Below are 21,895 nucleotides of genomic sequence, written 5' to 3' on the forward strand. Positions count from 1 at the left end.
GATTATATATTGACCTTTCTGACAAACGGTCATGATTTAATAGCGAAGTGCAATTGTGTACGTTTTGACGTACATTATTTTAAGGATTTTGCGGATTGGCAGCCTGCTGCTCTAGTTCTATCATAAAGTCATACAGGAACAGGACGTTCCAAAACATAAAACAACAACAATAAGTTTAAGCATCAGGATCGTGAGATACGACAGGAGTCATATCTAGCAACCAAATACGAAAAAAGCCCAACAGGATGTTGGGCTTTTTTGTTAACTTAAACTATAACTAATGTTTTATTTAACTGATCAGATCATTAAGTTGATCTCGAATCAATCTATCGCGTAGTTGACGCTCTTTTAAATTATTCACCCCTTCTTTAGCTGCTATTTTATATTCTGGTGAAAAATCAAAATTCTCTAATTTAGACTTTAATATTTTTGAGTTTATCTCTATATCTTTTGAAATCAGATTACTAATATATATAAAAATAGAAAAGAAATTAGCTTTATTATACCAAGGGGATTTATCATTAAGATTTAATCCTAAAAAAACCTCAGAAGTCAACTCAAAATTATTAATTAACATGTCCTTTATCTCAAATTCATCAGCATAAGTATTTAAATTATCCTCAATTTTATCATTTCTATTATAAAAACCATCAATATACGTGCTCATCAAGTTTAATGTATATTGAATATTAACTTTCCTTGAAACATCTCTTTTACTAAAAATTCGCTCATCTGTTAATAACTTATTAACATATTTAATTTTTATGGATTTTGCCCATTCAATAAAATCGGATGGAATATTAGGATCAATTGTTAAATCATCTTCTGAAATATCTTCTTTAATTTCAATTTGATCTGCTAATAATCTAGCAACTAACATAAAATATGTTGCCCCGAACTCAGAAGCCATTTTTTCAATATTAGTTAAAGAATTAGATGTTCTATTGATTCTTTTAAACATGTCTAAAACTTGAGTATCAGTATTTAGAATATCAATCTCGCATACTGGTATTTCATATTTAAAAAATGTTGTTTTTTCTGCTTCAGTAAATTCACTAAAGAATCTACCATCTACTTTATAGTCACCATCTATAAAAGACTCAATAGCATCACAACGTTGTTGACCATCAACAATACAAGATGTTGCTGTCATTTTTTCTACATCAATTCCGCCTTGAGAAATAAATATAAGAGGAAATGGATAGCCTAATAATATAGTTTTTATAAGTTCTTTCTTATGTATATCACGCCAAACTAAATTTCTTTGAAAATAAGCATTAGGAATTAGAGTTCCATTTTTAATATCACGCACTAAGTTAATTAATTGAACAGATCGAATTTGATAAGGAATCATTTTTCACTTCCGAAAAGATTTTGTTGATAATTGCTAATCCATGTACTAAGTGCAGACTGCTGTTTTCTTTGAAAAGAATATTCAGAAAGATAAAAACAAACACTTACAGATGCATAATAATCTCTATATTTAGAAGAAACACTACTAAAAAAATTTTTAAGCTCTCTTTTTAAACTACAATTTGGCATATATTTTGGATTAATAACTCCTTTACCAACGAAATTCAAGTAATTTACTTTAATTTCATCTGATACAAATAAATTTGTTTTATTATAGTTATTAGTCACATTCAAAATTTCATCAAAATATTTAATATACAGATTTGAATCAATGATAGCTAGATCCAGATCAGATCCTCCTGGCAAAAAAATTGTATTTTTTGATAAACTAAAACCTAATTGTGCAGAGCCACAAACTAAAATACAACTTAGAGGTACTGAAAAATATTTGGCTACTTCTTCCATTATTTTTTCTGCATAATCATATTTATGAGTGAAAGTACAACTTGGCCTAAGAATATAAAAATTTCTAATTATTTCATGTCGCTTACGTCCTTGTGAAATCTGTTCTTTTAACTCACTCTTGTAGTCATTCAATGAATTTCCTCCGAAACGTATCAGTTAAATTGATTATAATTTATGAATTCTGTAGATTATTATAACATTTAAAATAAAAAGCTAACATATAAAACTATGCTAGCTTCTGAGGTAGAAATTATCAAAAAAACACTATAAATCAGATTATACTATCTGCCCTTCTAAAAAGTCTTGCGCAAAACGCTGTAATACACCGCCCGCTTCATATACAGATACTTCTTCTTCGGTATCTAAACGGCACGTTACAGGCACTTCCAGAATCTCTTCCTTACCATCCGCTGTAGCACGCTCAATCACCAGAGTTAACGTCGAACGCGGTGCAATATTCCCAATCACGCTATATAGCTCTGTACCATCAAGTTTTAAGGTTTTACGGTTCACACCTGCTTTAAACTCAAGCGGTAACACGCCCATACCTACAAGGTTAGTGCGGTGAATACGCTCAAAGCCTTCGGCTACAATCGCTTCTACACCGGCAAGGCGTACACCTTTTGCAGCCCAGTCACGGCTAGACCCCTGACCATAATCTGCACCCGCAACAATGATTAACGGTTGCTTACGGTTCATGTAGGTTTCAATGGCTTCCCACATCCGCATCACTTCGCCTTCCGGCTCGACACGCGCTTTTGAACCTTGCTTAATGGTACCGTCGGAGCGTACCACCATTTCATTAAACAATTTCGGGTTAGCAAAAGTAGCACGTTGTGCAGTCAAGTGGTCACCACGGTGCGTTGCGTATGAGTTGAAGTCTTCTTCTGGTACGCCCATTTTATGCAAGTATTCACCTGCTGCCGAATCCATCATGATCGCATTTGAAGGCGATAAATGGTCGGTGGTGATGTTATCGCCCAAGATTGCCAGCGGACGCATATTGGTCAAAGTGCGTGGTGCAGCCAGCGCGCCTTCCCAATATGGCGGACGGCGAATATAGGTACTTTGTGGGCGCCAGTTGTATAGTGGGCTTTCGGCTTGTTCAACCTCACCCAGATCAAACATAGGAATATACACTTTACGGAACTGTTCAGGCTTCACCGCTTCTTTGACCAGTGCATCTATTTCGGCATCGGATGGCCAGATGTCTTTAAGGTAAATGGCGTTGCCGTTTTGGTCGGTGCCGAGTGCATCTTTTTCGATATCAAAACGAATGGTGCCGGCAATCGCATACGCCACCACGAGCGGTGGAGATGCCAAAAAGGCCTGCTTTGCATATGGATGAATACGTCCGTCGAAGTTACGGTTGCCCGAAAGTACAGCCGTTGCATACAAATCACGGTCGATAATTTCTTGCTGAATGGCCGGATCAAGCGCGCCAGACATCCCATTACACGTGGTACAGGCATAAGCCACAATACCAAAACCGAGTTGTTCTAAGTCTTTGAGTACGCCCGCTTCTTCTAGATAAAGCGCTGCCGCTTTTGACCCCGGTGCAAAAGAAGATTTTACCCAAGGCTTACGAACTAAACCTAACTCGTTGGCCTTACGTGCGAGTAACCCTGCGGCCACGGTATTACGTGGGTTTGAAGTATTGGTACAAGAGGTAATCGCCGCAATGATGACGGCGCCATCTGGCATCAAGCCTTCTGCTTCTTGTGCTTTGGCTGCATCTAAGTTGCCTGCAATGCCTTTTGCTGCCAAGTCGGCGGTTGAAACACGGGCATGCGGATTAGATGGGCCTGCAATGTTGCGTGTAACAGTAGATAAATCAAAACGCAGTACGCGCGGGTACTCGGCTTGAGTCATTTCAGATGCCCAAAGACCGATTTCTTTTGCATATTGCTCAACCAATGCCACTTGTGCATCTTCACGGCCTGTCAGGCGCAAATAGTCAATGGTGTTCTGATCGATATAAAACATGGCTGCGGTGGCGCCATATTCTGGTGTCATGTTTGAAATGGTGGCACGGTCACCCACCGACATGCTGTCGGCTCCTTCGCCAAAAAACTCCAGATATGCCCCAACCACGCGTTCTTTTCGTAAAAATTCAGTGAGTGCCAGTACGATATCGGTCGCGGTAATGCCGGCCTGACGCTGCCCGACCAGCTCGACGCCAATAATATCGGGCAAACGCATCCAAGAAGCACGGCCCAGCATCACGTTTTCTGCTTCCAAGCCACCGACACCTATCGAAATAACACCCAATGCATCGGTATGTGGAGTATGTGAATCGGTGCCGACACAGGTATCTGGATAAGCTACACCATCACGTGCCTGAACCACTGGCGACATTTTTTCCAGATTGATCTGGTGCATGATGCCGTTTCCGGCAGGAATGACATCGACATTTTTAAATGCCGTTTTGGTCCATTCGATAAAATGAAAACGGTCTTCGTTACGACGGTCTTCAATCGCGCGATTTTTCTCAAAGGCATCAGGATCGAATCCGCCATATTCGACCGCAAGCGAATGGTCGACAATCAGTTGTGTCGGCACCACTGGATTCACTTTAGACGGATCGCCGCCTTTATCTGCAATAGCATCCCGCAGGCCCGCAAGGTCAACCAGCGCGGTTTGGCCTAAAATATCATGACAGACCACACGCGCCGGATACCAAGGAAAATCTAGATCCTGACGGCGTTCGATCAACTGCTTTAAATAATCGGTCAGATGCGCAGGATCTGCTTTACGAACCAACTGCTCGGCCAGCACTTTTGATGTATAAGGCAATGTCTGGTAAGCGCCTGGCTGAATATCTTCAACGGCCTGACGCACGTCGTAATAGTCCAGCGGGGTATCGCCAAGTGCAGTATTCGGCAACGGTTTACGATATGGATTTGACATTAGCCACGCTCCGCCAACGGTTTAAATTCGAGATTTTCTGGGCCGGTATAGTTCGCACTTGGACGAATAATCTTGCCGTCTTGACGCTGCTCGATCACGTGCGCCGACCAGCCTGCGGTACGTGCAATCACGAACAATGGTGTAAACATGGCGGTTGGCACACCCATCAGGTGATAACTTACCGCACTAAACCAGTCGAGATTTGGAAACATGTTTTTTACTTCTTTCATCACGGCTTCCAAACGCTCCGCGATCAAATACATCTTGGTGTTTTGCTGGGACTGCGCCAAATCGTAGGCCACTTTTTTAATCACTTCATTACGCGGATCAGATACGGTATAAACCGGATGACCAAATCCGATCACCACTTCTTTCTTCTCTACACGGCTTCGAATGTCTGCCTCAGCTTCGTCTGCATTGTCATAACGTTGCTGAATCACAAAGGCCACTTCATTGGCACCGCCGTGTTTAGGACCACGTAGTGCGCCAATTCCACCGGTAATGGCTGAGTACATATCTGAACCCGTACCGGCGACTACGCGTGAGGTAAAGGTAGATGCATTAAACTCGTGCTCTGCATACAAAATGAGTGAGGTGTGCATGGCCTGAATCCATTCTTCAGATGGTTTTTCGCCATGCAACAAGTGCAGGAAATGCGCTGCGATTGAGTCGTCGTCGGTTTCGACCTCAATACGGCGCCCATTGTTGCTAAAGTGATACCAGTACAGCAGCATCGAACCGAGGCTGGCCATCAGTTTATCGGCAATGTCTTTTGCGCCGGCTTCGTTATGGTCTTCATGTTCTGGGGTTAAACAGCCCAATACCGACACGCCTGTACGCATCACATCCATGGGGTGAGCAGACGGCGGAAGTTGTTCAAGCGCGGTTTTGAGTGCTGCCGGTAAGCCCCGAAGTGCCTTTAATTTGGCTTTATACGCTTTAAGCTCAGCTTGATTTGGTAATTTGCCATGAACCAGCAAGTGTGCCACTTCTTCAAACTGGCTGCCTACAGCGAGATCTAAAATGTCATAGCCACGATAATGCAAGTCGTTACCGCTACGACCGACGGTACAGAGTGCGGTGTTGCCTGCCACTTGTCCGCTAAGTGCAACTGATTTTTTTGGTTTAAAGCCTGTTGTTGTTTCATTTGAGCTCATAAGATTGTCCTTTCCTATCGATCTGAATTTATTTATTAGGCACGATGGAGTCGTACCATTTTCACTTCTTATTTCGAGATTAACCACTTCGCCTTGCGCCTCATCAGAGCTTTAATCGCTTTAAAAGCAGTGCAAGGCCGTCCAATGTAGCTGCATCCATTCCGCCCTCACGATGGCCAAGACCATCGTTTCCACTTCTTTTCAAAGCGGGCTTGTTTATTTCTTTTTCGCAAATGCGTTGTCTAAATAGTCTTCAAATGCATAGTAGTTAATGCGCTCATACAGCTCTTTACGCGTTTGCATGATGTCGACCACATTCTTTTGTGTGCCTTCTTTACGCAAGGTTTCATAAACCGTTTCGGCTGCCTTGTTCATGGCACGAAATGCCGAGAGTGGATATAACGCAAGGCTGACATCGGCAGAGGCCAGTTCATCGGTGGTAAATAGTGGCGTAGAACCAAACTCGGTAATATTGGCCAAAATGGGTGCGCCAGTCGCCTGTGCAAATTGCTTATACATTGCAAGCTCGGTAATGGCTTCTGGAAATAGCATGTCTGCACCGGCTTCGATATATGCGCCTGCACGATCAATCGCAGCTTGTAAACCATCGACAGCCAGTGCATCGGTACGTGCCATAATCACAAAATTTTCATCGGTACGTGCATCAACCGCCGCTTTAATCCGGTCGACCATTTCTTCTTGGCTCACAATGGCTTTATTTGGACGATGACCACAACGCTTGGCACCAACCTGATCTTCAATGTGCATGGCGGCAGCACCAAATTTAATCAGCGATTTGGTGGTACGGGCAATATTAAATGCTGAAGCGCCAAAACCTGTGTCGGCATCGACCAGCAAAGGCAGATCGCATACATCCGTAATACGGCGCACATCGATCAATACATCATCTAAATTACTAATACCTAAATCGGGTAAACCAAGCGAGCCCGCCGCAACGCCACCACCCGACAAATAAATGGCTTTATAGCCTGCACGTTTGGCCAATAAGGCATGGTTGGCATTGATTGCACCCACCACCTGTAATGGACGTTCACTGGCGACTGCATCTCTAAATTTCTGTCCTGCTGAGACTGTAGACATGTGCTGCTCTCTCCCTGTCAATTAAATAAAATGTTGTTCGATGTTGCGATACGATGCTGCGATATGCCGGCGCATCAGAAGTTCTGCCAGTTCAGCATCTCCTTCGGCAATCGCGTTTAAAATATGTAAATGTTCAGACAGTGCTCTGTGCGGACGATTCGGGGTTTTGGAATACTGCACCCGATACATTCGAATTAAATGATAGAGTTCATCGCAGAGCATTTTTTCCAAGGTTTTGTTGCCACAATTTTTAATAATGCAGTAATGAAAATCGTCTTGGCCTTCTTGTAAATAGTAGCCCTTACCTTCTTTAAAATCGGGATCTTGCGCGTGCAGATGCAATACGTCACGCAAATTTAAGATTTGCTGTTTGTCAATGCTTTGCGCGGCTAGTCGGCAAGCCAGACCTTCTAGGTTTTCACGAATCTGATAGAGTTCTCGTAATTGCTGATGTGACAGCGATACCACCCGCGCGCCCACATGCGCAGTACGCTCGACCAGTTTTTGTCCTTCTAGCCGATGAATGGCTTCTCGCAACGGCCCACGGCTGATGCCATAAACACGTGCCAATTCTGGCTCCGAAATTTTACTGCCCGCTGCGATTTCACCACTGACAATCGCCGATTGAATTTTTTTAAAAATCTGATCGGTCAGTGTTTCTTGTGTACTTGCGCGCGCGGCTGGCTCAAGAAGTTCGGTCATGATGATGTCAACAATTACGACGATGCTGTTGTTAAAATACGCACAGATATCGAAAATTGCAATCATATTGTCGACAATATAAAAAACTCACACGTTTACTTTTTTAGCATAAAAACCATTAATTCATTGAAAATAATAAATTTATTTAAATATACTGCGTTTCAACTTATCTTTTAGACTTAAGTCGAAGTTCGCAAAGTGTAAACAGTTTGGCGGATTTGATTACTTTTCTAAGCCTATACATGTAGAGGTGTATATGCCATGAGCTTAGTGGCATCTTAAAAAACAGCACCACCTAAAAGACTTCTTATAGGTGGTGCTGTACTTTTTTAACTTGTTTTGAAATAAATGCTGTCGTGTTTTTCGATAATTAATCCTCAATTGAGCGTGGCTTTGGGGCGCGCTTAAAGACTTGTAGAGTCATTACTTCGCCAAATGTGCCTTGATTTTGTCTTTCACTGCTTCGGTCGAAATACCATAGCGGTCATGCAAGGTGGGTAGCGCGCCTGCATCTAAAAAGGCATCTGGCAGCCCAATCATATCAAACCGCGGATGCTGACCATGTTTAAGCAGCAAAGCACCTACCGCTTCTCCAAGCCCACCCACCAGCGAATGATTTTCTGCGGTTAGTACCGGGCGCCCGCCTTGAGCCACTTCCTGCAAAATGGTGTCTTCATCGAGTGGCTTGATGGTTGGTACGTGCAGCACTGCCACGTCTATCCCTTCTTGCGCCAAAGCTTCGGCGGCTTCAAGGGCACGCATGGTCAGTAAGCCTGTAGAGATGATTAACAAATCTTTGCCGGGCTTAATCACTTGCGCCTTGCCAAGTTTAAACTCGTAATTGTATTTATCGAGTACTAGAGGCACTTGACCACGCAATAAACGCATATAAACCGGCCCTTTATGCGCTGCAATCTGAGGAATGGCCTGCTCGATTTCCAGCGCATCGCATGGATCGATCACCATCAAGTTCGGCATTGCGCGAAAAATCGCGATATCGTCGGTAGCCTGATGGCTAGGTCCGTAACCTGTGGTCAGGCCAGGTAGAGCCGCGACAATCTTGACGTTTAAATTATCTTCTGCAATCGCCATACAGATAAAGTCGTAAGCACGGCGCGATGCAAACACAGCATAGGTGGTTGCAAAAGGAACAAAGCCTTCACGTGCCATACCTGCGGCTGCACTCATCAAGAGTTGTTCAGCCATACCCATCTGAAAAAATTTATCCGGATTTTCTTTGGCAAAAATGTGCAGATCGGTGTATTTCGACAAATCGGCCGATAATCCGACAATATCGTCGCGCTCTTTTGCGAGTGCATTAAGTGCATGACCAAATGGCGCTGGCTTGGTAGGTTGTCCTTCCGCAGCAATTGAAGCAATCATGGCTGAGGTAGTAAGTTTTTTCTTTGGCGGATGTGTTAACTGGCTCATCAGAAATGCTCCTTATTGACCATAATGCGTCAAAATATTTAATGCTTGATCCCACTCGTGTTCATCGACACGAATAAAGTGAGTTTTTTCACGGCTTTCCAGAAACGATACGCCTTTGCCCATTTTGGTGTCACAAATAATTACTCGTGGGCGCTGTCCGGTATGCTGTTTGGCTTGATCAAACGCATTGAGCAAGGCAGGTACATCATTGCCATCAACACGCTGGGTAAACCAGCCAAAGGCTTCCCATCGATCTACAATCGGTTCGAATGCCAGAATTTCACTTGAGTGGCCGTCAGCTTGCTGATTATTGACATCAATAATTGCAATCAGGTTGTCGAGTTTCCAGTGTGAAGCCGACATCACCGCTTCCCAAGTTGAGCCTTCATTTAATTCACCATCAGAGAGCAGGTTATACACAAAAGCATCGGATTTTTTTTGCTTGAGTGCCAAGCAAGCACCCACTGCAATGCCCAAACCGTGTCCGAGCGAGCCACCGGTAATTTCCATACCGGGCGTGTAAGAGGCCATGCCTGACATTGGTAAACGGCTGTCATCGGCTCCATAGCTCTCCAGCTCGTCGAGAGGCACAATTTTGGCCTCGATCAGCGCGGCATAAAGTGCAATTGCATAGTGACCGATCGAAAGATAAAAACGGTCACGACCTTCCCATTCCGGATTTTCAGGTTGATACTTCATGGCATGAAAATATGCCACAGCAAGTAAATCGGCTGCACCCAGTGCCTGCCCCACGTATCCTTGCCCTTGTACCTGCCCCATACGCAATGCGTGCTGGCGAATGTTGTAGGCGCGTTGATGAAGTTCGGCAATCTGCCCAGCGCGATCGATATTTAACATTGTCATTTTCTTTCCTTTTTAACGATTGACCAGTTTTGCCGGAACACGAGACACCAAGATCGCACCGAACAACAGAACCGCGGTTATAATGAACATGCCGATGGCATTGGATCCCGTATTGGTCGTTACCCAACCGATCAGATACGGTGAGCAAAATCCGGCAAGATTGGCAAAACTGTTGACTGCTGCAATGCCAGCTGCGGCAGATACGCCACCTAAAAAGTTGGTAGGCAACATCCAGAACAATGATGATGCAGTCAGTACACCTGAAGCCGCGATACAGAGGAAAATCAATGAAACGGTCAGGTTAGAGACAAACAGAGTGGCCAGTGTCAAGGCTGCCGCACCTGCACACATCGGTATGATCAAATGCCAACGGCGTTCTCTAAAATGGTCACCACTACGACCCGCCATGAGCATTACAAAAATGGCACACATGTACGGTAAGCTGGTGAGTAATCCGATATGCCAGTTATCGCTGATTCCGGAGTTGCGAATGAGTGTGGGTAGCCAGAAGGTAATGGCGTACTGTCCCATCACCACACAGAAATAGATCCCTGCCAGCAACCATAATCGACGGTCACGAACAAAATCTTTAATGCTGCCATGGCCTTGTTTGTGCCGGTTATCTTCGGCAATTTCTTTTTTAACCAGACTTTGTTCGTCGTCTGTTAACCAGTTGGCATCATTGACCGAGTCTTTAAGTATTGCCAAAACCAGAAGCCCAACCACAACCGTGGGAATGGCTTCAAGTACAAACATCCACTGCCAGCCGTGCCAACCACGCACATTGTTCATCTGGTCCATAATCAAGCCCGAGATCGGACCGCCAATCATGCCCGAAATCGGAATGGCGATAAACCAAAGTACGGTCATGCGGGCACGTCGGTACGATGGAAACCAGTACGTGAGATAAAGGAGTAATCCCGGTGCTAGTCCGGCTTCTGCTACGCCCAGTAGAAAGCGCAAGGTATAAAACTGCCATTCTGTTTGTACAAAGGCGAAACAACCCGACAAAATGCCCCATGTAATCATGATGCGGGCAATCCAGCGGCGTGCACCGACTTTATGCAAAACGATATTGCTGGGTACTTCACATAAAAAATAACCGAGAAAAAAGATTCCTGCACCTAAACCGTATACCGCTTCACTAAATTGCAAATCGTTCATCATTTGCAGTTTGGCAAAACCGACATTAACGCGATCGAGGTAAGCACAGAAATAACACAACATTAAAAATGGCATCAGCCGAAACGCAATTTTTCGATACGCAGATTTACGCACTGCATCCGATTCTTGAAAATAAACCGTATCCATTACTTGAGTCCCTGTATATGTGGCCACGCTATCCTCGTGTGGCCGTTACTCTATTTTAATTTTTGGTTTAAACCATTAGTGAATGAGCATCCCGCCATTGACATCTAATGTCACACCCGTGAGATAGGCCGACAAATCGCTAGCTAAAAATAGCGCAGCATTGGCCACATCTTGCGCTTTACCTAAACGGCCTAGTGGAATTCCGGCCAAAATATCATGGCGACGATCATCATTCATGAGTCCACCCGTGATATCGGTTTGGATGAGTCCGGGCGTAAGTGAGTTAACGCGAATATTATCTGCACCAAACTCGCGCGCCATCGCTTTGGCCAACCCCAGCACGCCTGCTTTGGCTGCACTGTAATGTGGTCCGCCAAAAATACCGCCGCCACGCTGTGCCGATACCGATGACAGGCATACAATACTCCCGCCTCCACTGGCTTTCATGGATGGGATAACCGCTTGAGACATGATTAATGTGCCGCGTAAACTCACATCGAGCACGCGATCGTAATCATTACGTTGAATATCGAGTGTTTTGATGGGCTGAGTAATTCCGGCATTATTCACCAAAATATCGATTTTTCCAAAATGCTGAATTGCCGCATCGACTGCCGCTTTGGCCTGCTCTTCATTGGCCACGTTTGCCGCAAGCCCAAGATGACCTTCGCCCAGTGCCTGCGCAGCGTGCTGGCTTTGTTCAAGATCTAAATCGACCACCACCACTTTGGCGCCTTGCTGTGCAAAAATTTCTGCTGTTGCACGCCCAATACCTCGTGCAGATGCTGCACCAGTAATTAACGCCACTTTTCCTTGTAGTAACATGCTCAATCCTCTTCGTTTAACTCTATTTGTGTGCTTTTGCGCTAGATTCGCTCTTTTCAGTGCAGGCAGCAATACGATAGAATTCAGCAAAGCATGAAAAAAATTCATGCCTAAAGATAATCAAAGCAAAATAAAACGCAAAAACCGGACAGAACTATGGATAGCCGTGAAAACAATTTTAATCAGATTCCGTCCATCAAAACCCTTCAGGCTTTTGAGCAAACAGCACGGCTAGGTAATGTGGCCAAAGCAGCAGACAATCTAAATTTAACGCCTTCGGCAGTGAGTCATCAGATTGCCAAACTAGAAGACATGATTGGACAAAGCCTGTTTATTCGCGGCGCACGCGGTGTCACGCTGACCCCGTCAGGAGAACGCTACTTTCACGAAGTGACCACCATTTTGCACAATCTGATGCTTGCCACAGAAAAAGCGGCAGATAAAAGCCCTAAAGACAGCCTGTATATTCACTCATCGCCGAGCTTTGGTTTACTGTGGTTGTTGCCACGGCTTGAGGCGTTTAAAGAAAAATTTCCGATGCTACAGGTAAATCTGTCGTGCTCGTACGAAAACCTACACTTTACCCGAGATAAAATTGATATCGATATTCGGCATGGTTTACCGAACTGGACGGGGGTCGAAATCAGAACCATTCGGAATGAACAGCTTGAGGTACTGGCCTCACCCAAACTTTTGACGAGAAGCCCAGTATACGAACCCAAAGATTTGCTTAAAAAGGAGCTGATTTTGTCACGCTCGACATTGGTGACTTGGCCGCAGTGGTTTGCCCATCAAGGTCTGAGTATTCCTGAATTTCCTTATACCTTTAGTTTTGACCGCTCTTATATGTCGCTTGAAGCGGCGACACACGGCTTGGGATTCGTGCTGGAAAGTAACTTACTCACTCAAAATTATCTGGATTCGGGCAAATTAGTGCGTGTTTTTCCCGATTCATTCTCCATTCCAGTTTCGGCACATCATCTGGTTTATCCGCGCACGCACCAATTTATTCCCAAAATCGAGATGTTTTTAAACTGGATTCAGGACGAGTTATTCTCGCAGAATCACATTCAACCCGACACGGTGTAAATTTAAGGTCTCAATCGGTATAGTTTGAAATTTCAATCAGATTTAGATCTGGATCGCGTATGTAGACCGAACGAATACTGCCTACAGCTCCGGTACGATTCACAGGCCCTTCGCAAATTGCAATTTGCTCGGCATTTAAGTGCGCAATCACCTGTTCAAGCGACGTTTGAGCAATAAAACATAAATCGGCTGAGCCTTTGGTCGGATGCTCAGCTTTAGGCTCAAACTCTTTTCCAGCCTGATGTAAATTGATCTTTTGCTGACCAAACTTAAGCGCTTTACGATTGTCTCCAAATACAATAACTTCAAAACCCAACACGCGTGCATAAAACTCACATGTGGCTTCGATATCTTGCACGGTTAGAACCAAATGATCTAAATGTGAAATGTGCATATTGCAACGATCTCCTGAATACTCTTAAAACCTGATACGTGAAAAGTCATGAAATATATTTTTGATCATAAGCGTACCACGGCGCAGTTGTGAATAGGTCAAATGAAGAATCTGTGGCTTGTTGCGTTTTTTAATCCTGCTATGATGCGGTATAACTGGCTGCCAAAATGGCAGTATTAGTCCAGTATTTGCATGGATCATGAGCGAAACGCTGCGTATGGAAATCAAACAAATCAAATATTTTTCAACCGTGGTTGAGGCAGGCAGTATTGGTAAAGCCGCTCAAAAGTTAGATGTCGGTGCTTCTGCCATTAGTCAGCAAATTACTAAGCTAGAACAAGAGCTCAGCATTCGTTTATTACAACGTAATGCATTTGGTGTGACCCCAACCCCCGCGGGTCTTGCTTTTTTAAAACACTCTCAATTAATTTTGCGTCAGATTAATTTTGCGATTGATGCAGCGCATTCAGCACGTCTGTCTGGTCATGTGAGTTTGGGTTTTCCGCCAACCATCAGTGCATTGATTGGCATCCCTTTAATGAAATTAATGTCTGAACGCTACCCGGATATTCGCCTAGAAATTGTCGAAACGCTGTCAGGCAATCTGATTCAGTCAATTAATTCGCGCCAGCTTGATATTGCCATTATTTTTACTCATGAAATTGATAAGCAATGGGCCATTCAGCCTTTGGTTAAAGAACAAATGTATCTGATGGCACGAAAAGAAGTGCTGATCAAACATGGTTTGTCGGATTGTTTGCAAACGGGCATTATTCAGTCACAGCAAATTGGGGATATTCCACTGGTCCTCCCCCGACAGCGCCACAGTTTACGTAAACTACTCGAACACAAAATTGGTCAACTCAATGTGGTGTATGAGATTGATGGCCTACACCTGCTCATGGATAGCCTGATTCATCTAGATCTGGCCAGTGTCCGGCCAGGAAGTGCTTGTTTACAGAAATACAAGCACCAGATCCAGCTCTTAAAAGTGATTGATCCTGAAATCGAGCGAATTAATTATCTGGTCAGTCTGGCAGAAGAAGAGCTTTCGCCAGCAGCACTGGCAGCCAAATCAGCCATTAAAGCCTGTGTAAAAGAATTAATTCGCGCACAAATCTGGCCGTGTTCCGAACTCATTTTATGAAGGGTCATTAATTTTTTTAAATACCCAATTACTTTTAGACTCTCACTCCTTTTCTGTTTTTCCTCGTACATTTCTGCCACATGGTAAATGAATTGTTCTTTATCAAACTTTGATAAGTCGTTTGAACTGGAAACACGGTATCACCCTCTCTTACCAAAATATCTGCATGACGTTGTGTCACGATCAATACGACACCTTAAGACGGACCATGCGGTCATAAAAAAAGAGACACGTGATGGTTTCCATTTTTCAGACCAAGGAGGTCTTAATGGAACAGGTTGCTAAACGTAGTGCTACGTTTAAAAAAATTCTAAATGTCACCAGTGGCAATTTCTTAGAACAATATGATTTTTTTCTTTTTGGATTTTATGCAACCTATATTGCAGCCAAGTTTTTTCATTCAGAAAATGAATACGTCTCACTTATGATGACCTTTACCGTATTCGCGGCAGGTTTTTTAATGCGACCGTTGGGGGCGATTTTTCTAGGCGCCTATGTCGACCGCGTGGGGCGTCGTAAAGGTCTGATTATCACTTTAAGTTTAATGGCACTGGGTACTATCTTAATTACCTTTGTTCCAAGTTACGATGCGATCGGCATTATTGCACCCATCTTGGTGGTGATCGGACGATTATTGCAAGGCTTTTCTGCCGGTGTTGAATCCGGTGGTGTATCGATTTATCTGGCCGAAATTGCCACAGACAAAAACCGTGGTTTTATTACCAGTTGGCAATCGGGTAGCCAGCAAATTGCTGTAGTATTTGCAGCGTTATTAGGTTATTGGCTGAATTCGGTATTGAGTCATGCTCAGGTCAGTGACTGGGGCTGGCGTATTCCATTTTTAATTGGATGTTTGATCATTCCGCTTATTTTTGTGTTTCGTCGTACGCTGGAAGAAACAGAAGACTTTAAAGCACAAAAAACCCATCCAACGACCAAAGAAATTTTTAGCACGCTTGCAAGTAACTGGCGCATTGTACTGGCTGGTATGATGATGAGTGCCATGACCACGACCACGTTCTATTTCATTACGGTTTACACCACTGTCTATGCAAAACGTACTTTAGAAATGTCGATCACAGATAGCCTTTTAGCGACTGTATTTGTAGGGTTATCCAATTTCTTCTGGTTACCTATGGGTGGCTTGCTTTCCGACAAAATTGGACGTCGTCCTGTGCTGGTCGGCATTACGACACTTGCAATTTTTACCAGTTATCCGGTTTTAAGCTGGTTGGTCAGTGACATTAGTTTTACCAACCTGATCATTGCACTTGCGTACTTCTCTTTCTTCTTTGGTCTGTATAACGGCACCATGGTTGCCACGCTGGCAGAAGTAATGCCAAAACGCGTACGTACCGTTGGCTTTTCTTTGGCATTTAGTCTTGCCGCTGCGATTTTTGGTGGCATGACGCCGATGGCCTGCACCTTCTTGGTTGAGCACACTGGCAACCCAAGCACTCCGGCTTTTTGGCTCATGTTTGCTGCCGTGTGTAGCCTGATCTCAAGCCTGTATTTATGCCGTGGTGCTAAAAAGAACAATCCTGACGCAGTTGTTGAACCGGCAAAACTGAGTGTCTAACACATCAGCATCATTTGAAAATTTTAATGAACAGCACGGCGTGCATATTGCAACCGTGCTGTGTTCTTGTGTCCTTCAAGTGAGTTACTATGAAAAAATCTCCGATTGTATTAAGTATGTGCTTAGCTGGTGCAGGTTTAGGCTCTACATTCACCCATGCAGACACGCTCGAAGTGATCAGCTCTGGCGGTTTTTATTCATCTATGGAAAAACTCATTCCATTATTTGAAAAACAAACTGGTCACACAGTTCATCTGTCTTCTGGTTCATCTATGGGTGCATCGCCCACTGCAATTCCAAACCGTCTCGATCGTGGTGAGCGTTTTGATGTGGTAATGCTGGCTGCTCCAGAACTCAGTAAGCTTGCAGAAAAAGGGTATGTCGATCCAGATTCACAACGTGCTCTGGTCAATTCAAGTATTGGCATGGCTGTTCCCAAAGGTGCACCAAAGCCAGACATTAGCTCTGCGGCAAAATTTGAACAAGTTTTACTCAACGCTAAGCACATTGGCTATTCAGCAAGTGCGAGCGGTACGCATCTTGAAAAAGATGTTTTCCCAAGCTTCCCGCCTGTCGAGTACAAAGTAATTTCGAGTAAAGCAGAAAAAGTCGTCGGCGACCGCGTTGCAAAACGTATTGCTGAAGGACAGTTTGATATTGGCTTCCAGCAAATTAGTGAAATCAAACCGTTTACTGGCCAATATGGTCAAGTTGATTTGGTCGGCCCGATTCCTGCGCCTTACCAAAAAGTCACGGTATTTGCTGCTGGCATTGGTAAACACTCTGAACATGCAAAAGCAGCAAAAGAGCTGATTCAATTTGTGAAATCGCCTCAAGCGACACAAACGATTGAAGAACAGGGTCTTGAGCAGGTTAAACAATAAAAGCTCTAAAAGGCAGCATTTTGAGAGGATGTTGCCTTTATTCTTTCGGCGGTTTACGCAGCCTGATAGAACAAAATGCAAAGCGATAAACCCGTGTAGAATAATGAACAAAGGACAATGTAGTATTTGCCGTGGAACTCAAACAATTAAAGTATTTTATTGCCGTGATCGAGTCTGGAAGTTTGGGTAAAGCTGCAAAAAATCTCGATATTGGCACTTCTGCATTAAGTCAGCAAATCTCAAAATTAGAAAGCGAGCTTTCTATTCGCCTTTTACAACGTACTACTTTAGGTACAGTCCCCACCCCTGCGGGTTTAGCATTTTTTCAACAAGTACAACTGGCGCTTAGACACCTAGAGCATGCCGTAGATTCTGCGCATTCTTCACGCTTAAGTGGTCATGTGACCGTCGGTTTTTCACCAAGTGTAGCGGCTGTGATTGGCACACATTTTTTAAAACTCATGAGAAACCGTTACCCCGACATTAAAGTCCGTTTAATAGAAGGATTATCGGGTGACTTAAAAGCTTTAGTTAATGCAAGGCAGCTCGATGTGGCTATCATCTTTCGTGACGATGTCGATCCACAATGGGCTATTCAGCCTTTGGTCAAAGAGCAAATGTTTTTAATCTCGCCTAAAGAAGTGCTGAGTCAGTATCACCTTGAAAGTTGTATCGACACGCAAACCATTACGCATACACAGCTTAAAGCACTTCCCCTGATTTTACCGAGCCAACGACATGGCCTGCGCTTGTTGCTCGAACACAAAATTCATCAACTTAAAGTGGCCTATGAGATTGATGGACTGCATTTGCTGATGGAAAGTATCAGCCAACTCGAAATGGCGACTATTCAACCTGCGGGTGCCGCATTAAACTCACGCCAAGATTTATGTTTGCTACGCGTCGTTGAACCTGCCATTGAGCGTATTAACTATTTAATTAGTTTATCTGAAGAAGAACTCTCGCCTGCCACTTTAGCCACTAAAGTGGTGATTCGTGCATGTGTAACCAACTTGATTCAAGAAAAGCGCTGGCCCGGTGCGAAGCTTATAAACACTTAAGCCATTTGTATTTATTTTTACTAAACACCCATTCAAGCTGAGCCTCTCACTGCATATTGCCTTTTAAAGCTACATTTGCCTGAGCTAAAAAAGGAAGAAATCTATGCATGATGTGATTGTCATTGGGGGTGGAAATGCCGCACTGTGTGCCGCGCTCACAGCAAAAGAGAGTGGTGCTTCTGTGATAGTTTTAGAGGCAGCGCCTAAAGAATGGCGTGGTGGTAATTCACAGCACACTCGTAACCTCCGTTGCATGCATGATGCTCCTCAAGATGTACTGGTCGATGCCTATCCCGAAGAAGAATATTGGCAAGACCTACTTAAAGTCACTGCTGGCAAAACCAATGAACACTTGGCCCGCCTGGTCATTCGTAGCACGGCAACATGTCGCGACTGGATGCGTAAACATGGTGTCAATTTTCAGCCGCCGCTATCAGGTGCTTTACATGTTGCGCGTACCAATGCCTTTTTTATGGGTGGTGGTAAAGCCCTCATCAACGCCTACTACCGAAGTGCGCAAGCACTTGATATTGAGATTTTATACAACACCAAAATTAAAGATCTCAAGTTAAATCAAGGACATTTTGAAGCTGCAATTGCAGAAGATGGCCGTGTGTTTCAAGCAAAAAGCTGTGTATTGGCCGCCGGGGGATTTGAGTCAAATTTAGAATGGTTGAGGGCAGCATGGGGACAAAATGAAAACGGTGAATGGCCTGCCGATAATTTCATTATCCGTGGAACCCGCTTTAATCAAGGCAACTTACTCAAATTTATGATCGATCAAGGCGCCGATATGATTGGTGATCCATCGCAATCGCACTGTGTGGCTGTAGATGCACGCGCACCGTTATATGACGGTGGCATCTGCACTCGTATTGACTGCGTTTCACTGGGAATTGTGGTTAATAACAAAGCCAAACGTTTTTACGATGAAGGCGAAGACTTCTGGCCAAAACGTTATGCGATTTGGGGTCGCCTTGTGGCCAAACAGCCACAGCAAATCGCCTATTCCATTATTGATTCAAAAGCCATTGGTCGCTTTATGCCACCTGTTTTTGCGGGGGTAAAAGCAAGTAGTATTCAAGAGCTGGCCGAAAAAATCGGGCTAGATGCAAAAACCTTATGTAATACCGTAGACGAATTTAATCAAGCCTGCGTACAAGGCACCTTTAACCATACGGTTTTAGACGATTGTACCACTCAAAATATCGTTCCCAACAAGACCCATTGGGCCGTTCCGCTCGATCGCCCGCCCTTCTATGCCTATGCGCTTAAACCCGGCATTACCTTTACTTATTTAGGCTTAAAAGTCGAAGACGATGCTGCTGTGCGTTTTAACAATAAAGCCAGCCGCAACTTATTTGTGGCAGGTGAAATGATGGCAGGTAACGTACTTGGTCAGGGTTATACCGCAGGCGTTGGCATGTCGATCGGCACGACCTTCGGACGCATTGCCGGAAAAAATGCAGCCAGCTATGCACTATCACAAGGAGTTGAACATGAATGCTAGTACTCAAGCCCTAATCCCAGTTGTTCAGCTCTCTGAGCATGAGCAGGAAGTTCAAAGAGCGCTACAGATTTGTAATGCTTGTCGTTACTGTGAGTCGTTTTGTGCCGTGTTTGCCGCCATGACCAAGCGCCTTGAGTTTAATCAAGCCGATATTCATTATCTCGCAAACCTGTGCCATAACTGTGGTGCGTGTTTACACGCTTGCCAATATGCTCCGCCACACGAGTTTGGGGTAAACATTCCTAAAGCGATGGCGCAAGTACGTTTAGAAACTTACCAAGAGTTTGCGACCCCGCAGCCTTTAGGGCGACTTTATAAATCTGTGGGAATTCCTTTTGTTTCGGTATTAACACTTATTTTCTTTTTATGCATGCTCGCTATGGTGCGGTACAAAGGTACCGACCTGTTTACAGGCTATCAAGGTAATTTCTATGCGATTTTCCCGCATAACTTTTTGGCTCTATTGTTTGGGGCAACCTTTAGCGTTGCCATTGTTTTGCTCGGTATTGGAATTGGTAAATTTTGGCGACAAACATCTAAAGTCATTCACGGCAAAGTTGAGAAACCCGATCTGGTTCAAGCCTCTCAAAATGTGTTCACGCTTAAATATTTAGATGGTGGACATGGCAAAGGCTGTAATGAGCAAGATGACCGTTACACACACATTCGCCGTGTGTTCCATCACGTGACGTTTTATGGCTTTATACTTTGCTTTGCAGCCACAGGTGTAGCGACTTTATATCACTATTTCCTTAACCTCCATGCACCTTATCCTTACCTAAGCTTGCCTGTTATTTTGGGTACGCTGGGTGGAATCGGCTTAGTGGTTGGGCCATCTGGCCTGCTCTATTTAAATCTTAAACGCCATCCACTACATGGTGACCGCGAGCAAAAACCTGTAGATCGAGGCTTTATTTTCCTTTTAATTTTAGTCAGTGCTTCAGGCTTAGCTCTCATGGCATTTCGTAGTTTTCCATACATGGCGCTTTTACTGATTTTCCACTTAGCAACAGTCATGACCTTCTTTATTACCATGCCTTTTGGAAAGTTCGCACATGGTTTTTACCGCAGCGCATCTTTACTCAAATTTGCCATTGAAACACGCCAGCATACCACCCAACAGGACACATCAGCTTAAGCTCAAAAGAATCAGGTGGGATATTATCTGAAATTTGATTCATGACCTGTTGTAGCAGTTGATGAGTGCTGAGGCACATCAAGCATTTCATCCAGTGCGTTTAAACATACCACAAACATCTGTTCGAGTCGCTCAATGTCGGCACGAATGGAAAAGCCGTGTAAACGGCGAAGTAAACTTCCTTCTGTAAATATTGCCACCATTTCCGATAAGGCCACAATCTGTGCTTCAGTGGCCTGCGGATATTTAAAGCGCAGCATTTGTAGACCAAATTCTGTCAAGCTGTTATCTGCTTCTTGTGCATACACAAAGAGTGGATGTTGCTGGTTTAATTTCATTAATTCATAAATCAGTCTCACTTCATCATTAGTTAAATCGCTCTGATAAATTGTACTGATTTCTTTAGCTTTTTTATGAATGTCATGATTGCCCAAATGAAATAGAATCAGACGTTTTTGCGTCACCTGCTGAATCACCTGCTTTAAAATTTCATTTTTATCTTGGAAACAGCGATAGATTTGACCATGACCCAAACTGGTGGCTTTGGCAATTTCCGCAATTGAAACGCCATCTATTCCTTTTTGCGCAATCAATGCCAGTGTTTTATCGATAATGAGGTGACGCCGCTCTAATGTCTTTAATGATTTCGACGCGATCTTGTTGGCCATAGCGGATTTATCGTTAAATGAGAATTTTCATTATTATTTTATAAATCAATTGTATAAAAAGTATGGAGAAAAGCCAATTTGGCTTAATTAAACTTATGTTGACGCTTTTTTTTGGTCTTCATTTGATGATTGATTCACGATGAAGATATTTTGTTTTTTTGATTCAGTCAAAACGAAATTTCAAAATTCATAACGGCAATCTAAAATGTGTGATGAAACTCCAGATTTACATTTTAGAAAGACTATGCTGCATCAGCATCAACGCTTAAAATAAAAAAGCCCTGATTTTTTCAGGGCTTTTTTTGT

Annotated in this window: 19 protein-coding genes; 7 read left to right on the forward strand and 12 right to left on the reverse strand. The window is 43.7% G+C overall.

What is annotated here, in order from left to right; genetic code table 11:
* Positions 1-289 precede the first annotated feature (289 nt).
* The 10 genes from L2096_RS02135 to L2096_RS02180 all read right to left on the reverse strand — a co-directional run bounded on the left by L2096_RS02135 (position 290) and on the right by L2096_RS02180 (position 12,119).
* Positions 290-1,354: a DUF262 domain-containing protein gene (locus L2096_RS02135; protein ID WP_250364789.1), complete on the reverse strand. Its 1,065-nt coding sequence runs from the start codon at positions 1,352-1,354 to the stop codon at positions 290-292.
* Positions 1,351-1,950 carry a hypothetical protein gene (locus L2096_RS02140; protein WP_250364790.1) on the reverse strand — a complete coding sequence of 200 codons (600 nt, stop codon included), beginning with the start codon at positions 1,948-1,950 and terminating at the stop codon, positions 1,351-1,353. The genes L2096_RS02135 and L2096_RS02140 overlap by 4 nt, the downstream gene beginning before the upstream one ends.
* A 144-nt stretch (positions 1,951-2,094) precedes the next feature.
* Positions 2,095-4,728 (reverse strand): Fe/S-dependent 2-methylisocitrate dehydratase AcnD, encoded by a 2,634-nt coding sequence (gene acnD / locus L2096_RS02145; protein WP_250364791.1) that lies wholly within the window; start codon positions 4,726-4,728, stop codon positions 2,095-2,097.
* Positions 4,728-5,885 (reverse strand): bifunctional 2-methylcitrate synthase/citrate synthase, encoded by a 1,158-nt coding sequence (gene prpC / locus L2096_RS02150; RefSeq protein ID WP_004929159.1) that lies wholly within the window; start codon positions 5,883-5,885, stop codon positions 4,728-4,730. The genes acnD and prpC overlap by 1 nt, the downstream gene beginning before the upstream one ends.
* A gap of 216 nt (positions 5,886-6,101) precedes the next feature.
* On the reverse strand, positions 6,102-6,986 hold the full coding sequence (gene prpB / locus L2096_RS02155) for a methylisocitrate lyase (protein WP_004929161.1): 885 nt from the start codon (positions 6,984-6,986) through the stop codon (positions 6,102-6,104).
* A 21-nt stretch (positions 6,987-7,007) separates the two neighbouring features.
* The gene (locus L2096_RS02160) at positions 7,008-7,688 is read right to left on the reverse strand and encodes a GntR family transcriptional regulator (protein ID WP_004948854.1); all 681 of its coding nucleotides are present in this window, start codon (positions 7,686-7,688) and stop codon (positions 7,008-7,010) included.
* 423 nt (positions 7,689-8,111) lie between these two features.
* Positions 8,112-9,119 carry a transketolase family protein gene (locus L2096_RS02165; protein WP_076031971.1) on the reverse strand — a complete coding sequence of 336 codons (1,008 nt, stop codon included), beginning with the start codon at positions 9,117-9,119 and terminating at the stop codon, positions 8,112-8,114.
* A 12-nt stretch (positions 9,120-9,131) separates the two neighbouring features.
* The gene (locus tag L2096_RS02170) at positions 9,132-9,977 is read right to left on the reverse strand and encodes a transketolase (RefSeq protein ID WP_111812972.1); all 846 of its coding nucleotides are present in this window, start codon (positions 9,975-9,977) and stop codon (positions 9,132-9,134) included.
* A gap of 18 nt (positions 9,978-9,995) precedes the next feature.
* Positions 9,996-11,294, reverse strand: a complete 1,299-nt coding sequence (locus tag L2096_RS02175; RefSeq protein ID WP_250364792.1) for an MFS transporter — start codon at positions 11,292-11,294, stop codon at positions 9,996-9,998.
* Positions 11,295-11,369: 75 nt separating this feature from the next.
* Positions 11,370-12,119, reverse strand: a complete 750-nt coding sequence (locus L2096_RS02180) for an SDR family NAD(P)-dependent oxidoreductase (protein ID WP_004939687.1) — start codon at positions 12,117-12,119, stop codon at positions 11,370-11,372.
* Between the two features lie 186 nt (positions 12,120-12,305).
* Between L2096_RS02180 and L2096_RS02185 the strand changes: the two genes are divergently transcribed.
* Positions 12,306-13,208, forward strand: a complete 903-nt coding sequence (locus tag L2096_RS02185; RefSeq protein WP_119025283.1) for a LysR substrate-binding domain-containing protein — start codon at positions 12,306-12,308, stop codon at positions 13,206-13,208.
* A 10-nt stretch (positions 13,209-13,218) separates the two neighbouring features.
* Here the strand turns inward: L2096_RS02185 and L2096_RS02190 are convergent, their stop codons facing one another.
* The gene (locus tag L2096_RS02190) at positions 13,219-13,602 is read right to left on the reverse strand and encodes a VOC family protein (RefSeq protein ID WP_250364793.1); all 384 of its coding nucleotides are present in this window, start codon (positions 13,600-13,602) and stop codon (positions 13,219-13,221) included.
* Positions 13,603-13,819: 217 nt separating this feature from the next.
* Between L2096_RS02190 and L2096_RS02195 the strand changes: the two genes are divergently transcribed.
* The 6 genes from L2096_RS02195 to tcuB all read left to right on the forward strand — a co-directional run bounded on the left by L2096_RS02195 (position 13,820) and on the right by tcuB (position 20,921).
* Entirely contained in the window at positions 13,820-14,749 is a 930-nt protein-coding gene (locus tag L2096_RS02195) for a LysR family transcriptional regulator (RefSeq protein ID WP_039910099.1), read from the forward strand.
* A gap of 268 nt (positions 14,750-15,017) precedes the next feature.
* On the forward strand, positions 15,018-16,328 hold the full coding sequence (locus tag L2096_RS02200; protein ID WP_004925205.1) for an MFS transporter: 1,311 nt from the start codon (positions 15,018-15,020) through the stop codon (positions 16,326-16,328).
* Positions 16,329-16,417: 89 nt separating this feature from the next.
* Positions 16,418-17,212, forward strand: a complete 795-nt coding sequence (locus L2096_RS02205; protein ID WP_250364794.1) for a substrate-binding domain-containing protein — start codon at positions 16,418-16,420, stop codon at positions 17,210-17,212.
* Between the two features lie 131 nt (positions 17,213-17,343).
* Positions 17,344-18,273 carry a LysR family transcriptional regulator gene (locus tag L2096_RS02210; RefSeq protein ID WP_025096242.1) on the forward strand — a complete coding sequence of 310 codons (930 nt, stop codon included), beginning with the start codon at positions 17,344-17,346 and terminating at the stop codon, positions 18,271-18,273.
* A 103-nt stretch (positions 18,274-18,376) separates the two neighbouring features.
* Entirely contained in the window at positions 18,377-19,783 is a 1,407-nt protein-coding gene (gene tcuA / locus L2096_RS02215) for an FAD-dependent tricarballylate dehydrogenase TcuA (RefSeq protein WP_250364795.1), read from the forward strand.
* Positions 19,773-20,921 (forward strand): tricarballylate utilization 4Fe-4S protein TcuB, encoded by a 1,149-nt coding sequence (gene tcuB, locus L2096_RS02220; protein ID WP_250364796.1) that lies wholly within the window; start codon positions 19,773-19,775, stop codon positions 20,919-20,921. Before tcuA ends, tcuB begins: the two co-directional genes overlap by 11 nt.
* A gap of 23 nt (positions 20,922-20,944) precedes the next feature.
* Here tcuB and L2096_RS02225 read toward each other — a convergent pair whose 3' ends face one another.
* Entirely contained in the window at positions 20,945-21,589 is a 645-nt protein-coding gene (locus L2096_RS02225) for a TetR/AcrR family transcriptional regulator (protein ID WP_250364797.1), read from the reverse strand.
* Between the last annotated feature and the right edge of the window lie 306 nt (positions 21,590-21,895).

The organism is Acinetobacter sp. ACZLY 512 (assembly GCF_023614015.1).
Classification (GTDB): domain Bacteria; phylum Pseudomonadota; class Gammaproteobacteria; order Pseudomonadales; family Moraxellaceae; genus Acinetobacter; species Acinetobacter soli.

Excerpts from the sequence above, each read along its gene's own strand:
- L2096_RS02135 (WP_250364789.1), bottom strand. The coding sequence starts at position 1,354 with ATGATTCCTTATCAAATTCGATCTGTTCAATTAATTAACTTAGTGCGT.
- acnD (WP_250364791.1), bottom strand. The coding sequence starts at position 4,728 with ATGTCAAATCCATATCGTAAACCGTTGCCGAATACTGCACTTGGCGAT.
- prpC (WP_004929159.1), bottom strand. The coding sequence starts at position 5,885 with ATGAGCTCAAATGAAACAACAACAGGCTTTAAACCAAAAAAATCAGTT.
- prpB (WP_004929161.1), bottom strand. The coding sequence starts at position 6,986 with ATGTCTACAGTCTCAGCAGGACAGAAATTTAGAGATGCAGTCGCCAGT.
- L2096_RS02160 (WP_004948854.1), bottom strand. The coding sequence starts at position 7,688 with ATGACCGAACTTCTTGAGCCAGCCGCGCGCGCAAGTACACAAGAAACA.
- L2096_RS02165 (WP_076031971.1), bottom strand. The coding sequence starts at position 9,119 with ATGAGCCAGTTAACACATCCGCCAAAGAAAAAACTTACTACCTCAGCC.
- L2096_RS02170 (WP_111812972.1), bottom strand. The coding sequence starts at position 9,977 with ATGTTAAATATCGATCGCGCTGGGCAGATTGCCGAACTTCATCAACGC.
- L2096_RS02175 (WP_250364792.1), bottom strand. The coding sequence starts at position 11,294 with ATGGATACGGTTTATTTTCAAGAATCGGATGCAGTGCGTAAATCTGCG.
- L2096_RS02180 (WP_004939687.1), bottom strand. The coding sequence starts at position 12,119 with ATGTTACTACAAGGAAAAGTGGCGTTAATTACTGGTGCAGCATCTGCA.
- L2096_RS02190 (WP_250364793.1), bottom strand. The coding sequence starts at position 13,602 with ATGCACATTTCACATTTAGATCATTTGGTTCTAACCGTGCAAGATATC.
- L2096_RS02195 (WP_039910099.1), top strand. The coding sequence starts at position 13,820 with ATGGAAATCAAACAAATCAAATATTTTTCAACCGTGGTTGAGGCAGGC.
- L2096_RS02200 (WP_004925205.1), top strand. The coding sequence starts at position 15,018 with ATGGAACAGGTTGCTAAACGTAGTGCTACGTTTAAAAAAATTCTAAAT.
- L2096_RS02205 (WP_250364794.1), top strand. The coding sequence starts at position 16,418 with ATGAAAAAATCTCCGATTGTATTAAGTATGTGCTTAGCTGGTGCAGGT.
- tcuA (WP_250364795.1), top strand. The coding sequence starts at position 18,377 with ATGCATGATGTGATTGTCATTGGGGGTGGAAATGCCGCACTGTGTGCC.
- tcuB (WP_250364796.1), top strand. The coding sequence starts at position 19,773 with ATGAATGCTAGTACTCAAGCCCTAATCCCAGTTGTTCAGCTCTCTGAG.
- L2096_RS02225 (WP_250364797.1), bottom strand. The coding sequence starts at position 21,589 with ATGGCCAACAAGATCGCGTCGAAATCATTAAAGACATTAGAGCGGCGT.